This is a genomic window from Thermogutta hypogea, from assembly GCF_055386265.1.
Genome location: NZ_AP042425.1, coordinates 3,997,286 through 4,013,411 on the forward strand (window position 1 = coordinate 3,997,286; position 16,126 = coordinate 4,013,411).

At 65.5% G+C, this 16,126-nt stretch carries 7 protein-coding genes; 4 read left to right on the forward strand and 3 right to left on the reverse strand.

The window, feature by feature from the left end; translation table 11 throughout:
- Position 1: 1 nt before the first annotated feature.
- Complete coding sequence (locus tag ACZ5B4_RS14415) at positions 2–1,432, reverse strand: DUF6513 domain-containing protein (RefSeq protein WP_464911930.1); 1,431 nt, start codon at positions 1,430–1,432, stop codon at positions 2–4.
- Positions 1,433–1,877: 445 nt separating this feature from the next.
- Between ACZ5B4_RS14415 and ACZ5B4_RS14420 the strand changes: the two genes are divergently transcribed.
- The 3 genes from ACZ5B4_RS14420 to ACZ5B4_RS14430 all read left to right on the forward strand — a co-directional run bounded on the left by ACZ5B4_RS14420 (position 1,878) and on the right by ACZ5B4_RS14430 (position 8,741).
- Positions 1,878–3,665, forward strand: coding sequence for a flagellar basal body P-ring protein FlgI (locus ACZ5B4_RS14420; protein ID WP_464911931.1), 1,788 nt, complete (start codon positions 1,878–1,880; stop codon positions 3,663–3,665).
- A 209-nt stretch (positions 3,666–3,874) separates the two neighbouring features.
- On the forward strand, positions 3,875–7,510 hold the full coding sequence (gene smc, locus ACZ5B4_RS14425) for a chromosome segregation protein SMC (RefSeq protein WP_464911932.1): 3,636 nt from the start codon (positions 3,875–3,877) through the stop codon (positions 7,508–7,510).
- Between the two features lie 658 nt (positions 7,511–8,168).
- Positions 8,169–8,741: a helix-turn-helix domain-containing protein gene (locus ACZ5B4_RS14430; protein WP_464911933.1), complete on the forward strand. Its 573-nt coding sequence runs from the start codon at positions 8,169–8,171 to the stop codon at positions 8,739–8,741.
- A 201-nt stretch (positions 8,742–8,942) separates the two neighbouring features.
- Here the strand turns inward: ACZ5B4_RS14430 and topA are convergent, their stop codons facing one another.
- Positions 8,943–11,678 (reverse strand): type I DNA topoisomerase, encoded by a 2,736-nt coding sequence (topA, locus tag ACZ5B4_RS14435; RefSeq protein ID WP_464911934.1) that lies wholly within the window; start codon positions 11,676–11,678, stop codon positions 8,943–8,945.
- A 391-nt stretch (positions 11,679–12,069) separates the two neighbouring features.
- On the opposite strand from topA, the gene ACZ5B4_RS14440 reads away from it, so the two are divergent.
- Entirely contained in the window at positions 12,070–14,742 is a 2,673-nt protein-coding gene (locus tag ACZ5B4_RS14440) for a hypothetical protein (RefSeq protein WP_464911935.1), read from the forward strand.
- 68 nt (positions 14,743–14,810) lie between these two features.
- Here ACZ5B4_RS14440 and ACZ5B4_RS14445 read toward each other — a convergent pair whose 3' ends face one another.
- Positions 14,811–15,440: a sigma-70 family RNA polymerase sigma factor gene (locus ACZ5B4_RS14445; protein WP_464911936.1), complete on the reverse strand. Its 630-nt coding sequence runs from the start codon at positions 15,438–15,440 to the stop codon at positions 14,811–14,813.
- Between the last annotated feature and the right edge of the window lie 686 nt (positions 15,441–16,126).

Genomic DNA, 16,126 nt, shown 5'->3' on the forward strand with positions numbered 1-16,126 from the left:
CCTAAGTCTCCTCGCAGGCTTGGACGGCTTTTTTTCGGGCGAGGCGCCGCTGTCGCCGTTCGGCGGGAGACGGCTCTCGGACCGTATGCATGCCCCAGTGCAGGGCCTCGTCCTGAGAATAATTCTTGCCCAACAGCCCGGCGATCCCGGCCTTGGCCATCTCGTAGCCCAGGTAAAAGGCGGTCCGCGCGTCGACGGAGCGTTTGGCGGCGGCCGCCGCCGCCAAGAGCTGCTCGAACACGTCGTAGGCGTCGTCGCCGCGGATGTCTCGGCCGAAGCCCAGCACCCGCAGTTCCCGCCCCGAGACGAATACCCGCGGCGAGGGGTCCGACAAGCGGGTCGCCAACTCGTCGATGAACTCGCGGTTATCAGCGGGTTGCGGGTCGCGGAGCATGGCCAATTGATAGTCCAAATTGCGAATCGAGATGCCGTAACGGCGGGCGGCGAACGTCAGGCGGCGAATCCAATCGCATTCCCGGACGGACGTCCTGGCCGTATTGACGCTTTGCGTGGTGAGCACGAAGCGGTAGCCCAACTCCTCGGCCAGCCCCAGCATCAACAGCAGCATAGGGGCGGAGTCGGCGCGGCTGTGGATCAGCAGGGGGCACAAATCCATGCTCAGCTCGGCGTCTTCCCACTTGGCGGCCGCCTCGAAGAGCTGGAACATGCCCGGCGCGAAGCCCATCCCGATCGGGGTCAAACTCACTTGCAGAATCCAGGGCACTTCATGGCGTCTCAACCACTGGATCTTTTCGTCCACGCCGGCCCAAGTGCCGGGCAGGTCCGGCGTCACGACGGCGACGGTCTTGCGGCGTTTCCAGAAGTCGCCGTTCTCGCGGCGAAAAGGCTCGACGTACTTGGCTCCGGCGGTGACGGCGGTTTTTTGCACCGCGGGATCCAGGCTGCGGACCCAGACTCGGTGTCCCGCCTCGACCAAGGATTGGATGATTCCCTTGGCGGCCGGCCACGGCTCGCGATCCTCGTGCGAGAGCACGACCACGTCCGCCCCGTCCTGCACGAGCGAATCGGCCTGCTGGTGGATGAGCGGGCGCGAGAACTGGGAAGCCTGTTTGATGACCGCCGCCAATCGCATGCGGTAATCCTCTCCCACCGCCGCGGGGCAATTCTTTTCTCGAAAGTAGCGGGGGAGATCGTGCAGATCGCCCGGCCCCCGTTCCACGCGGCGTCCCGTCCGCGACTGCAAAATCTCGCAATCCCCTCGGCAATGTCCGGGCAACAGGATGCGCGTCGTCTCTTCGGGGACCTCCAGCCGCTCGGCCAGCCAGCCCGTGCTCATCAGCGCGGCGACGGAGATCGGCATGACGGCCACGTTGTACTGGAAATCGAAACACTCGGAGAGATCGGGAAGCATGCGCCGCAGGGTAGGCTCGGCCAAGCGTCCCGTCACGAAGAGGTAGTTTTCCGAACTCATGCAGGGAGGCTCCTCGAAGATTGGGGCCGGGCGGCCGCGGGCGATTCAGAAAAACCTCAGGGTCGCGTGAAGCCGCGGTGTGCGGACGCTCCGGCAAGCCGAGGGAGAATTCGGAGGTCGGGCGGTCGGCGTCCTTGGGGGCAAGGAAGCCGGCGCCGTAAAATTCTCTCTTATTTTATCTTATGCTCCAAGGGAGAATTCGGCTCAAGCGAAATGCGCCGGGCGTTCCACTCCCGGCCGGATGGGGGGGTGTGCAATTGGCCTTGTAGAAACGAGGGGGGGCCGGTAACCTACCCGCCGACCGCCCCGTGCCGGCTCGGGTGCGCCGTGCCGTGAGCCGGCTTCATCCGCGGTTCGGGCGGAAACAAACCAGGAATCGGACGGGCCGGCCGCCGCGGCGCCGTCGCCCCCATTGCGGCCTATTTGGCAAGGATGCCGTCTCCCCATGAAGTCCTCCATTCGCCTTGCTATGACCGTTCCCAGCCTGCTCGCCCTGGTCGTCGGGGCGGGATGTTCGCTCTGGTCGCGGGGCGACGCGGCACGCCGCCTCGATGAGGCCACGAGCGAGAACGCGGACATCGTCGGCGACTTGGCCGTGCCCTACGGCCTGCACCCCATTCCCGTCGAATCCATCGGTCTGGTTACCGGCTTGCGGGGAACGGGGAGCGATCCGCTTCCCTCGCCCGAGAGGCAATACCTCCTGGCCGAAATGCAGCGCCGCGGCGTGGATTCGCCCAACACCGTGCTGGCCTCGCCCGATACGTCGCTCGTCCTGCTCCGCGGATACCTCCGGCCGGGGATTCAGCGCGGCGACCGCTTCGATATTGAGGTCCGCGTTCCCTCCCGGAGCGAGACCAAGAGTCTTCTCGGCGGATATCTGCTGGAAGTCCCGATGCGGGAAATGGCAGTGCTCGGGGGCGCCATGCGCGAGGGTCGCGTCCTGGCGTCCGGCGAGGGGCCGGTCCTCGTCGATCCCAACGCCGATCCCGCCAAGGACCCGATCTACGCCACGCGGGGCGTCATCCTGGGCGGCGGCGTCGCGCGAACGTCCCGCACGCTCGGCTTGGTCCTCAAGCCCGAGCACCAATCGGTCTTCAACAGCGCCCGCGTGCAAACCGTGGTCAATCGCCGCTTCTCCCTCATCCATCGCGGCATCCAAGAGGGCGTGGCCAAGGCCAAGACCAACGAATACATCGAGTTGAAGGTCCATCCGCGCTACAAGGATAACATCGAGCGCTACCTGGCGGTGATCCGCGCGATCCCGTTGAAAGACAACGAAACGGACCGCGTGCGGCGGATCAGCGAGCTGCAACAGCAACTGATGAATCCGGATACCGCGGCCGCCGCCGCCATCAAGCTGGAAGCGATGGGCAATCCGGCCGTGGCGGCGCTCAAAGAGGCCCTCCAATCGCCGCGGCCGCCGATCCGCTTCTACGCCGCCGAGGCCCTGGCCTACCTGGACTGCCCGGACGCCGCGCCCGTCCTCGGCCAAATCGCGCGCGACGAGCCTGCCTTCCGCGTGTACGCGCTATCGGCCTTGGGCGCGCTGAACGACTTGGAGTCGGTCGAGCAGTTGCGGTCCATGCTGGCCTCGCCCAGCGCCGAGACGCGCTACGGGGCCTTCCGCGCCCTCACCACCCTGAACCCCAACGATCCCGTCATCATGGGCGAGAAGCTGGGCGATCAATTCTGGTATCACGTTCTCAACGTGGACGGCCCCCCCATGGTCCACGTCACCAAGAGCCGCAGGGCCGAATTGGTCCTCTTCGGCTCGCACATTCGACTCAACAATCCGCCGGTTCTGGACGCGGGCAACCGGATCATGGTGACGGGTCGCGAGCCGGGCAAGATCGTCGTCTCCAAGTTCACCCCCAACGAACCCGATCAGAAGCGATTCGTCTCGGATGATTTGGACGAGGTCATTCGAGCCGTCGTGGAGCTGGGGGGAACCTATCCCGAAGTCGTGCAAATGCTGCAACAGGCCAAGGCCGGCGGCTACCTGACGGCCCGATTCGAGGTGGACGCCCTGCCGGAACCGGGACGCCGCTATCTGCCGGAGAGCACGCCCTCCGACGAGCCGTTCCGCGGACCCTTGGCCGAGAACGGGGAAGATCCGAGCATGACGGACGGAGGCTCGTCGTTCGACGAACAACCGGCCGCCGAGCAGAACGCCGCGGCAAAACGGCCCGGTTTGCTACGGCGGTTGGGGTTGCGCAAGAGCGAGGGCGAATGAGCGGGCCGCCCCGGTCCGGAGGCCGCATACTCGTGAAATCGGCTGTTTTGGGTTATCCTGGGAGGATCGAAACAACCCGGGCCGCGCTCGTCGTTGGTGAAGCGACTGGACCTCGGGCCGCCGGTCCGAGCCGGCGGAGCGCGTCGCCGCGGCTCCCCTCGCGCCGGTAACCCTGCCCGAATCGTGCCCCACAAACCCTTGTCATCGCGATGTTGAAGGCCCTGGAGATCGCCGGTTTCAAAAGCTTCGCGGAGCGGACTCGCTTCGAGTTCCGCGCGGGCATTACCGCGATCGTCGGTCCCAACGGCTCGGGCAAGTCCAACGTCGTGGACGCCGTGAAGTGGGTACTGGGGGAGCAGAGCGTCAAGAGTCTCCGCGGCCGGGAAATGGCGGACGTGATCTTCAACGGATCGGCGGGGAGACGCCCCCTCAATGCGGCCGAAATCACGCTCACGCTGGACAACTCCAAGGGCCTCCTCCCCCTCGACACGCCGGAAGTCCACATCACGCGGCGGGTTTATCGGGGCGGCGAGTCGGAGTATCTGATCAACCGCCGGGCCTGCCGATTGCGGGACATTCGCGACCTTTTGGCGGGAACGGGGCTGGCCACCCAGGCCTATTCCGTGATCGAGCAGGGCAAGATCGATCAATTGCTCCAGGCTTCGCCCATCGAACGCCGGGCCGTCTTTGAAGAGGCCGCCGGGATCAGTCGCTTCAAGGCGAAGAAGCTGGAAACGCTCCGCCGGCTCGACCGGCTCGACCAGAACCTGCTCCGTTTGGCCGACATCGTGGAGGAGGTCCGCAACCGTCTCCGCGTGGTTCGTTCGCAAGCCGGCAAGGCGGAACGGTATCGCCGGCATACGGAACGCCTGCGCGAACTGCGGACGCACGCCGCCCGCCTGGATTGGACCGCACTCAACCGGCGGTTGGCGGAGTCGGCGGAGGGCAGCCGGGCCGCCGCGGAGCGGCGCGAACGGGCGTCTTGCGAACAGGCCGCCGTGGAAGAGGAGCTGGGCCGCCTGGAGGCCGAGGGGGCGACGCTGGACGGGCAGGCCCGGGAATTGCAAGCCGCCGCTTCCGACGCTCGCGAACGCATCGCCGCCGCCGAGGCCGCCATCGCCCATCAGATGGGCCGGCTCCGCGATATGGAACGGGAAATCGGTCGCATGGGCCGGGCCTTCCTGGAGGTCGATCGCCGTGTCCGGGAATCGGCCGGCGCCCACGAATCGCTCGCCCGAACGGCCGCCGAGGTCGAACAGCGGCAACGCGAGCTGGCCCGCGACTTGGCCGAAAGGGAACGCCGGCTCTCCGAGGCCTTGGAGACCTTGGATCGCGTCCGCTTGCTGCATGACGAGCGGCAAAGCACGCAGTGGGAGGCATTGCAGTCGTCCTTGAACGCGGCCAACGGGGCGGCCCGCTTGGAGGCCCGGCTGGAAACCGCCCGTGCCGAGAAGGAGCGCATCGAAAAGGAGTCGGCCGCCTTGCAGCAGCGGCGGCGGGGCTTGAGTGAAGAGATCGCCGCCTGGGAGGCGCGGCTGGCGGACGCGCAAAGCGCCGAGCAGGCGGTGAGCGCGACGCTGGAGTCGCGGCGATCGGCGCTCGCCCGGACCCGCGGCGAATTGCAGGCCGTCGAAAACCGGCGCCGCGAATGGGAGCGGCATCAGGCCGCGCGGAGCGAACGCCGCGCGGTCTTGCAACAATTGGAAAGCCGCCGCGAGGGGGTAGAGCCGGGCGTCAAGGATTTCTTGCAGCGGCTTCAAGAGGGGTCGCCGGAGGATCGCGGTCGCGTGCGGGGACTGGTGGCCGACCTCTTCCGCGCCGAACTCCAGGCCGCGCTGTTGGTCGACGCCGCACTGGGCGAGGCCGCGCAATACGTCGTCCTGACGGACAGCACCCCGCTGTTCGAAGGCTGGCTCAGCGGCGGCGCCGCTCCGGCGGGCAGGGTGGCCTTCCTCCGCATGGACGTACCGGCGTGCCCGCCGCCCTCCGGTGAGGAGGAAGCGGTGTTCGCCGATCTGCCCGGCGTGTTGGGGCGGGCCGTGGATTTCGTCGAAACCGATCCCGATTGCGAGCCGCTCAAGCGGCGGTTGCTGGGAAACGTGTGGTTCGTCGATACCCTGGCGGCCGCCTTGCGCCTCAGCGATCCCGCAAGCTCGGCCCGGTTCGTCACCTTGGCCGGCGAGGTCGTCCAAGCGGATATCGTCATCGCCGGACCCAAGAGCGCCGGCGGAGGCTTGGTCAGCCGCAAGAGCGAGCTTCGCGCCTTGGACGAGGAATTGGGCCGTCTGGCCGAAGCCTTGGCCCGGGTGGCGCACGAAGAGGCTTCCCTCCGCACGCAGGTCGCCCAAGAGGAAGCGGCCTTGGCCGAAGCCGAGACTGCGAGCGAACGGCTCCGCGGCGAAGCGGCGGAATGCCGGCACCGCTTGGCCGCCCTCCGCTCGCGCTGGGAGGAGGCCGAACCGCAAGTGCGGGACCTGGAGCTGCAACTCGAGCAAGTCACGCGCGACATCGAGGAGACGGCCGGCCTGCTGGAGCAAGCCCTGCGCGAAAAGGCGGAGGCCGAACGCCGCGCGCGGCTGGCCGAGGAACTTCTGGCCCAGGCGGCGCGAGAACTGGCCGACTCGGAAGCGGCCGTCCGCGAACGCACGAAGATCGTGACGGAGCTGAAGGTCGAGCTGGCCAAGTGCGAAGAACGCCTGCGCAACCTGCAATCCGAGCGACGGCGCCAGGAGGAGGCCGGCCGAGAACGATTGCGCGAAAGGGACGAGTTGCGGGAGCGCCTCAGCGAGGCCGCGCGGAAGTGCCGCCTCGCCGAGCGGTCCGTCCTCGCGGCGGAGGCCGACTTGGCGATCGCCTTCTCGCAAAAGGAGGCCGTGCTGCGGGACCTGGGGGAAGTCTCCCGGCGACGCGCCGCCTGGGAGGAGGAGCGGATGCGCGGCACGCGGCGGCTGCAAGCCTTGGCCAAGGAAATCCACGCCGCGGAGGCCGAGCTGCACCGGCTGGAGCTGGAGAGCAACGGCGTCATCCACGAAAAGGCGGCCCTGGCCTCGCGGTTGCGGGAGGATTACGGGATCACGCCGTCGGAGTTGGATCGCCCGTCCGCCTTGGAGGACGAGCGCGGACGCGAGGAAATCCAAGCCGAAATGGACGATTTGCGGCGCAAGATTCACCAATTGGGGAACGTCAACCTGGAGGCCCTGGAAGAGCTTTCCGAATTGGAACGGCGGTACGAAACGCTCTCCGAACAATACGAAGACCTGACCTCGGCCAAGGCCTCCTTGCAGCGGATCATCGACCGCATCAATACCGACAGCCGCCGCTTGTTCTTGGCTACCCTGGATTCGGTGCGGGAACACTTCGGGGTGCTCTTCCGCGAGCTGTTCGGCGGAGGGCAGGCCAGCATCGAATTGGAAGAGGGCGTGGACGTTTTGGAGAGCGGGATCGAAATCGTGGCGCGGCCCCCCGGCAAGGAACCGCGCAGCATCTCCCTGCTGAGCGGGGGCGAGAAAACGCTCACCTGCGTGGCCTTGCTGTTGGCCATGTTCCGCAGCCGGCCCAGCATGTTCTGCGTGCTGGATGAAGTGGACGCGGCCTTGGACGAGGCCAACATCGATCGCTTCGCCAAGGTCTTGCGCGACTTCTTGTCCGTGACCCAATTTCTCATCATCACGCATTCCAAAAAGACGATGACCTGCGCGGATACCATCTACGGGATCACGATGGAGGAGTCGGGCGTCTCCAAGCGGGTCTCGGTACGGTTCGAGGACGTCAGCGAAAACGGGGAATTTATTCCGCGGGGCGATGCCGAGCCGGAGTCCCCGCCGGAGGCCGAACAGGCCGCCTGATCGCTTTTTTCGCGTCGTCTTGTCTCGTCTTGCCTCGGCGCCGCCTCTTCCGCGGTGCGCATAGTTTTCGCCATCCGCATGTTCTGGGCGACCGCGCCTTTCGTTACAACGCCCACATTCCGCAAGGGCGTGGAAAGATTCTAAAGTGCGGGCGGATAAAAAATCGAAACTAACAATCGGAGCGTTTGTTCCTTGCCACGCGGAAGAAGCAGAAGCCTGGCATGGGACGGTTGTCAGGGGGGAAAATCGCAAGGAAACCCGCCGGTTGCTTCCCGATTGCAGGGAAGAAACCAAGCGTTCTTCTCGCATTTTCTCTCCCGGATGTGTCGGACCACCCGGTCTCGCGAGCGGCAGTCAGTGTAGTAATTGGCTGGATCGAACTGAAACTTCCCCATTTTACGAGTTTTCACTGACTTCCAGGGAACCGGGTAGCCGATGTCAATGATGAGGCGCGGGTCAGAAGGAGCTGCACCACGGCCGACGAAGGAAGCGGTCACCTCGCACGCCCCGACCCAGGGGTCTTCCCAAACAGGACGGATGTCGCGCCGCACGACGGAGCGAGCGGCAATGCAAGGGAAGACTGCGGGGCGCGGAGGAGCGGTCGGTAGAGGCCGACCGGAGAATCCATTGGATCTAGTGACAGTTTGGAGAGCCTGCAATGAAGGTCTTCACTACAGGTCAGGTTGCCAAGATCTGTAAAGTTGCCCCGCGCACCGTCAGCAAATGGTTCGACTCGGGTCGCCTGAAAGGCTATCGCATTCCCGGATCCCAGGATCGTCGCATCCCGCGCGAGTACCTGATCAAGTTCCTCCGGGAACACGGGATGCCTTTGGGGGAACTGGAGGACGAGACGACCGCCAAGGTCTTGATCGTCGCCCAGGACCAATTGCTGATCGAGAATCTGAAGCGCGAGTTGCCGCCGGAACGCGCGTTCAAGGTGGCGGTCGCCTCCAGCGGTTTCGACGCCGGCATCCAGGCCGAGAGCTTTCGCCCGGATTGCATCGTGGTCGATTTCTCGATCGGCAAAACGGAGGGTTTGCAGATCTGCCAGCACGTCCGCCGCAACGGCGAATTCAACGAGGTGGTGCTGATCGCCCTCCTTCCCGACGATGGAAGCTCGATGAGCTTCGACCGATCGGCGATCAACGAGACGTTCAAGAAGCCGTTCGACGCCGGCCTGCTGGCGGAACGGATTCGCAGTCTGGTCGGTGCCCGCAAAGAATTGGTCTGATCTCGACCGTCGTCGCCGACGGCCGTTACCTCGCCGGTTCCCGTTAAGCCGTTACGGTCGGACCCCCGTAACGGATAATTTCCCGCGGCGTTGTGCCGCGGGATTTGTTTTTCTTGCGGCGTTGTGCCGCGGGTTTTGTTTTCTTGCCGCCGGGCGGGCGACGGATGGCGCCTGGCGTCTCGCGGGTGACGCCGGAACGCTTCACGTCCCCTTGGTTCCCTTGCTCGAGCGCTTGACGGCGGCTTTCTTGGCGGCTTTTTTAGCGGTTTTTTTGGCGGTCGTCCGCGCGGCGGAACCGCCGCCGGGAGTCTTCTTCGCGGTCCGCCGTCGGCTGCTCCGCGAGCCTCCCTGGGCCGCCTTTTCCGCCAGCCACGGCAAGGCCGACTCCAGCGTGACCTCCTCCGGGGGAACCGACTTGGGCAGCGAACAGTTCGTGACGCCGTCGGTGACGTAGGGTCCGTACCGGCCGGCCATCAACTTCACGGCCTGGCCCGTCACCGGAGACGTGCCCAGCTCCCGCAGGGCCTCGATGCTCCGCCGACGCGTTCCCTTGGGTTGGGCCAGCAACTCCAAGGCCTGCTCCAGCGTGATGTCCAGCACGGAGATGTCGTCCGGGATGGAGCGCGTCTCGCTCCCGCACTGAACATACGGACCGAAGCGTCCGAGCTGGGCCACGACCGGCTCACCGCTTTGCGGATGGGTCCCCAGCGTTCGGGGCAGCGCGAGCAACTTCTGCGCGATCTCCGGCGTGACCTCCTCCGGCCGCATCTTCTTGGGAAGCGAGACGTATTCCGGCTTCTCGCCGCCGCCGCTCTCGCCCCTTTGAACGTAGGGGCCGTAACGACCGGTCTTCACATAGACGGGCTTTCCGGTCTGGGGGCAGAGACACAGCGGGCGCTCGGCCTGCTCCGCGCGATCCAGCAACTCGAGGGCTTTTTCGGGCGTCAATTCGTCGGGCGGCAGATCGTCGGGAATGCTTCCGCGGCGCTCGCCGTATTCCAGAAACGGGCCGTACTTGCCCACGCGGACCCAGATCCCCGGGTCCTCGTCGCCCGCCCCCGGCGGCCGGCCGATGAACACGCGCGAGGCCTCCCGGGCGTCGATCTCCTCGACCTTGCTGGCGAGCAGAGGCTTCAGTCCCGGTCGATCGTTCCCGAAGTAGAACCGCCGCAGATAGTCCACCCAGCGGAGCTCCCCGCGGCTGATGGCGTCCAGGGCGTCCTCCATCTCCGCCGTGAACAAATAATCGATCAGCGAGGGCAAGTGCCGCTCCATGAGCTGGACCACGGTCACGGCGGTCCAGGTGGGCACCAGGGCATTGGCGCGTTTGAAGACGTATCTCCGCTCCAGGATCGTGTCGATGATGGAAGCGTAGGTGCTGGGCCGGCCGATGCCCATCTCCTCCAAGGCCCGGGTCAGCGCCGCTTCCGTGTAGCGCGGCGGCGGTTGCGTCTCGTGTCCGTTGGGCGCGACCTCCAGCGGCGTCAATTCCTGTCCCGGTTGCAGCGGCGGCAACACGGTTTCGCGGTCCGCCAATTCGGCCTCCGGATCGTCCGCGCCCTCCACGTACACCCGCAAGTAGCCGGGAAACTCGATCGTCTTGCCCGAGGCTTGGAAAACCACCCCGTCGGCGTCGATCTGTGCCGATACGCGCCGTCCCCGCGCGTCGGACATCTGGCAGGCCACCGTCCGCTTCCAGATCAGGTCGTACAGCCGCAATTCCTCGGGAGACAATTCGCCCCGCAGGGATTCGGGCAAGCGCAACTCGGTGCCGGCCGGACGGATGGCCTCGTGCGCCTCTTGCGCGTTCTTGACTTTCGTGGCATAGACCCGCGGCGCGGAGGAAAGATACGCCTCTCCGTAGAGGGAGCGGATCGTGGATCGGGCGGCGTCCACCGCCTCCTGCGACAGGTTCGTGGAATCCGTGCGCATGTACGTGATGTAGCCGTTTTCGTACAGCCGCTGGGCGATCTGCATGGTCATCCGCGCGGTGTACCCGAGCTTGCGGTTGGCTTCCTGCTGGAGGGTGCTGGTGGTGAACGGGGGATAGGGCCGCGTGACGTACGGCTTTTCCTCGACTTGAAGTACCTTCCAAACGGCCCGCCGCGCCCGCTCCGCCACGGACCGGGCCGATGCCTCGTCCAGCAGCATGGTGCTCGAGCCGGGTCGGCCGCCCTCGGCGACCTTGAGCTGTCCGGTGGTGGGGTCGAAGTCGCGCCCGCTGACGATGCGGCGACCGTCCACCGAGACGGATACGGCGGGGAACGATTCGCCGGAGGCGGTCGCCAAGACCGCCGCGATATCCCAATACGCCGCGCGGACGAAGCTCATCCGCCGCCGCTCGCGTTCGACGATCAGCCGCACGGCGACGCTCTGCACCCGTCCGGCGGAGAGGCCCCGCCCGAGCTTCCGCCACAACAGCGGCGAGACCTCGAAACCGAACAGCCGATCCAAAATCCTGCGCGCCTCTTGCGCCCGCACCAGATTCTCGTCGATGGCGCGCGGCGACTGCAAAGCCTGCAAAATGGCCTGCCGCGTGATTTCGTGGAAGACCAATCGGCGGACGGGCACGCGCGGTTGCAAGACCTCGCACAGATGCCAACTGATGGCTTCGCCTTCGCGGTCTTCGTCCGTCGCCAGCAGCAGCTCCGAGGCGTTTTTCAAGGCCTCCTTGAGTATGCCGACCTGCTTCTTCTTGTCTCTAGGGACGATGTAGATCGGCTCGAAATCGTTGTCCACGTTGACGCCGAGATACGCCCACCGCTGTCCCCGGTACTCGGGGGGGCACTCCTTGGCCCCTTCCGGCAAGTCGCGGATGTGACCGATGCTGGCCTCGATCCGGTAGTCCGGCCCCAAGAATCGGCTGATGGTACGAGCCTTGGCCGGGGATTCCACGATGACGAGCCGACTCGGCGTGCCCGATTGTTTCTTCGCCATGACACTTCCAGTTTTTTGAACAGACTCGCGTCGAGCCGGGAACTCGAAAGGTGGTTGAAGGATCGCCGCATGCTAGGCGAGCGAACGCCCGTTTCCGTGCGGCGGTGCCCAATCGCGGGCCGATCGGTTGCAGCTACCACCCGCCCGGTAGCCCCGAACGCCGGGACGTTGGCATTTGCAATTGTTTCAAAGCAATTTAGAATGACCGTTCCGCGATCACCGGGTAAAGGGGCCCGGTTCGGCACGAACCGCCCAAACGTTACAATTGCTGTTTTCGGGTGAAGTGTCAAGGCGGAAGGCTTCCCCTCGCGGTGGTGGATGCCTTTTGCGGGCGGCTTTTGCATCCTCACCGTGACTTCCGAATCGTTGCCAGGAGCGGAAACGACTCACCATGGCCAGTCCCTTCAAAATCTTTCGCAAGAACGCCAAGGTCCTGCTGGTCGGCTTATTCTTGATGTCGATGATCAGCTTCGTAATCATACCGGCCTTGCTGGAATACCTCGGCGCGACCCGCGGCTCCAGCACGCCCCCCGTCGTCGTGACGCAGCGATTCGGCAGCCTGACCGAGCAGCAGTTGGCGAGTCTTTGGAGCGGGCAAGCCGCCGTCCAACGATTCCTGGAAGCCCTGCAAGATTACGTCTCGCGCCGCCAGGGCAACCCCATGCAAGTCGTCATGTTCAGTCAAACGCTGGGGGAGCTTTCCGAGGAGCAGGTCGTGCGTTTGTGGCTCCTTGCCCGATACGCCGAAGCGGCGGGCATGACGATATCGGATGCCGCCGTCAACCGCTACATCGAGGAATTGCTGCGCTCGACGGGCATCGCGATCTCTCCGCAAGACCTTCAAGGTTTGATGGCACAGCAGAAGGTTGATGAAGACGCCCTGTTCTCCGGCATGAGCCTGGCCTTGCTGGCCGTCCGCTACGCCGAGCTGAGCGGGGTGGACCCGTGGCGATTCTTGCCGGGCTACGCGGGCGAGACGCCGGGTCAGCGCTGGGACTACTTCCTGCGACTCCGCCGCATGGCGTCCGTGGAGCTGGCGGAAATCCCCCTCGAAAAGTTCGCCGCCAAGGTTGCGCCTCCGTCCGAGGCCCAATTGCGGCAACTGTTCGAGAAATACAAGACGCGCTTGCCGCAACCGAACAGTCCCGACCCCGGTTTCAAAGTCCCCGAGAAGGTCCGCTTCGAGTACCTCAAAGGGGATGTGACGATGTGGTTGGAGCGGACGTCGATTTCGGAAGACGAGCTGCGGCGGGTGTATGAAGAGCGGAAGGACGAGCTGTTCCTTGCGCCGCAGACATCGGCCGCCTTGCCGAGCGCGGCTGCGCCGACCGGCCCCACGCTCCCTACCCCGGAAGTGACGCCGCCCGCGACGACGGCACCCCAATCGGAGCCGAGCGACGCGCCCCAGGCGGGCGAGGGCGGAGAGGCCGCCCCGCCCCAGCCGGGCGCCATGGAGACGCCGGAATCCAAGCCGGCCGAGCAACCCGCCGTGGAAAACGGCCAGGCCGAATCGTCCCCCGCAGACGGGACGCCGAAGCCCGAATCGCCGGAGATGCCCGCCCCCGAAACCGCCCCGCAGCCGCCGCAAGATTCCCCGCCGAGCGATGCCGCGGAAGCGGCGCCGGATTCCATGCCCGCGGACGAGGCCGGGGCAAGCGAGTCTCCTCAAGAGGCTCCCCAACAGGCGACCGAACCGGCACCTTCCGGCGACAAGAGCGGGGAAGAGCCGGCGGGTTCTACCGAGAGCGGTACCGGCGAGGACGGCCCTGCGTCGTCGGATCAGTCTCGCGGAGGGAACCGGCCGATGATGCGATTGGTCGGCTTCGCGGAGGAGAGTACGGCGGAGCCGGAGGGATCGCCGCCGGCGGGGTCGGAGCCTTCGCCCGGAGCTCCCGCCGATGCCGCCGATGCCGCGGTTGCTCCGCCCGCCGCGAGCCCAGCCGCGCAACCGGAATCGTCGCCGCCGTCGGGTGAGGGGGCTGCGGCGACAACCCCATCCGGGGCAACTCCGCCCGAAGAGAATCCGCCGACCGCGCCGGAGAAGCCGAAGTATCGTCCCTTCGAGGAAGTGCGGGAAGAGGTCCGGCGGATCATCGCGGTCGAGCAAATGCGGGCGGCGCTGGACAAGATCGAGGAGGAAATGCGTCGCTATCAGATGGCCTGGGGCAATTATCTGTCGGCGCTGGAGTCGGCCAAGGAATCGAAGGCCGTGCCGCCCGAGCCGCCGCAACGTCCCAACTTGGAAGAGATCGCCCGCCGCGAGGGCTTCCAGTACGGGCAAACCGAGCTTCTCCCTCGCTGGGAAGTCGAGGCCTTGGAGATCGGTAAATCGACCGACTCGCAGGGAGTTCCCTTTTCGCAGGTCGTCTTCGATTTGCGAGAGTTCCTCACCAGCCGGACCTTCGACATCAACCAGAATCAGTACCTTGCCTGGCCGACCGAACGCGTCGAGGAACACGTGCCCGAGTTCACCGATCCGGGCGTCCGGGAGGAAGTGCTGCAAGCGTGGCGGTTAATCGAGGGACGCAAGCTGGCCGAGACCGAATGCGGACGGTTGGCGTCCGAAGCGGAGAAATCCGGCAAGACGTTGGCCGAGTACTTGGCCGGCACCGAGGAGTTCAAGGACGCACGGATCATCCCCGAGACGGAGCCGTTTTCCTGGCTGACGTACGGGGAGTTGGATTTGGCCTGGGCGGCGTCGCGCCCGCCCTTCCTCAGCTCCATCAAGGCCAAGCGCAAGGATCCGGCGAGCGGCTTGGTGGTGGACGAGGATGCCGTGGATCAGCCCGGCAATGAGTTCATGGCGGCGGTCTTCTCGCTGCAACCGGGACAAATCGGCGTGGCCTGGAACCAGCCGCGTTCCAAGGTATATCTGGTTCGCGTGATCGAAATGCAGCCCTCTCCGGCGCAACTGTACGATGCCTTCGTGCGGCAAAACCAGCAGACGTACATCTCGGTGTCGTGGTACGACCGGATCGAGGCCTACAGCCGCTGGAGCCGGAACTTGGAGGAACAGGCGGGCTTACGTTGGAATCGTGCGCCCGCCCGCGCCGCCCGACGATGAAGACGACGAAGACGTCCCCGCGGGGCCGTGATCGCCGCGGCCCGCGGACGCGGCCTGGGCGCCGCCCGTTAATCGTCGTGACGATGCGGTTCGACGGCCCGGGTTTCGTCGCCGAAAACGCGGGTCAGCTTCTCCCGCAGCATCAGCCGGGCACGGAGCAGCCGCACCTTGACGTTGGACTCCGTGATCCCCAGGGCCTCGGCCGTCTCCGCCGTGGAAAGCCCCTCCACATCCCGCAACAGGAAAGTGAGCCGGTATTTGTCATCCAATTGGTCCAGCGCCTCGCGCAGGATGCGTCCGGTCTCGGCGCGACCGAGGATTTGATCCGGGGTTTCCCGCCATTCGGCGATGAACGACGGGAAGGGCAGATCGTCGTCGCCGTTGCGGGTTGCATCGTCGGCCAGGGGAACCGCCGCCCGAACCGCCTCGCGCCGTAAAAGGGCCAGGGCGTGATTCGACGCGATCCGCAAGAGCCAAGTCGCGAAGGCCGAGTCGCCCCGGAAATCGTGGAGGTGCTCGAGCAAGGTGATGAAGGTCTGCTGCACCACCTCTTCCGCGTCGTGTTCGTTTCGGACGATGCGGCGGGCCAGACCGAAGATGCGGCGTTCGTAGCGGGTAACGAGGGCTTCGAAGGCGGAAAAATCTCCCCCCCGCGCCCGTTCCAAGAGTCCCCAATCCAATTCGCGGTCGCTGACCATGCGGCTCCTCCGTGCCGTCGGCGGCCGTCGGAAGCGATGTCCCGCGGGTCTCCTCGCTCGTCCGTCGAAAGACCTTCAAGAGCAGGCGGTTCGCGCCTCCTTCGCCTGCATCAAACGATACCCGGGCCGGGCGGTTAGCACAACCGACCCGCCTTCCGGTTCGGGCATTTTGCGCCGTCCCCGGCGCACGTCCGGTTTGAGCCTACGACGACGAGGAGGCCGTTGTCCGCCGATTTGCGCGAGGCCGGGCAGAGGTCGAGGGGATGCATTGTGGACTGCGGGCCTCCGCGGAGTGCCGCGATTGGTTGTGATCGGGCGGGACGCGATCGACTCGGAATCGGGATGCAAAAGCTCAAACAAGCGGTCGTCACTTTGCGTAAATAAGCGGTAGTTACTTTGCGTAAAAAGGATAACTTGAACACACGAAAAGAACGCGTTTGATGTTCGGTCGGCGTTGCTCTCCGCGTCGGCTCCAAAGCGGGACGACATCGGCGGGGCCTTGGGGGTTTTGGTCGTCGGGAACGAACCCGTAGTTGCAGCGCGGCCTGGTAGCGGCTTTATTGCGGAATGAGGCTGTTACAATCAACGAAATTGTCGCATTCAGCGCTGATCGTAAAAATCGTTGCCGACGGTCCATTATCGCCAATCGTGAATCCTTCAGCAGGTTTCGCCGACGTGATATATTA

Coding starts and splice junctions, on each gene's coding strand:
- topA (WP_464911934.1), bottom strand. CDS start 11,678: ATGGCGAAGAAACAATCGGGCACGCCGAGTCGGCTCGTCATCGTGGAA.
- ACZ5B4_RS14445 (WP_464911936.1), bottom strand. CDS start 15,440: ATGGTCAGCGACCGCGAATTGGATTGGGGACTCTTGGAACGGGCGCGG.
- ACZ5B4_RS14430 (WP_464911933.1), top strand. CDS start 8,169: ATGAAGGTCTTCACTACAGGTCAGGTTGCCAAGATCTGTAAAGTTGCC.
- ACZ5B4_RS14420 (WP_464911931.1), top strand. CDS start 1,878: ATGAAGTCCTCCATTCGCCTTGCTATGACCGTTCCCAGCCTGCTCGCC.
- ACZ5B4_RS14415 (WP_464911930.1), bottom strand. CDS start 1,432: ATGAGTTCGGAAAACTACCTCTTCGTGACGGGACGCTTGGCCGAGCCT.
- ACZ5B4_RS14440 (WP_464911935.1), top strand. CDS start 12,070: ATGGCCAGTCCCTTCAAAATCTTTCGCAAGAACGCCAAGGTCCTGCTG.
- smc (WP_464911932.1), top strand. CDS start 3,875: ATGTTGAAGGCCCTGGAGATCGCCGGTTTCAAAAGCTTCGCGGAGCGG.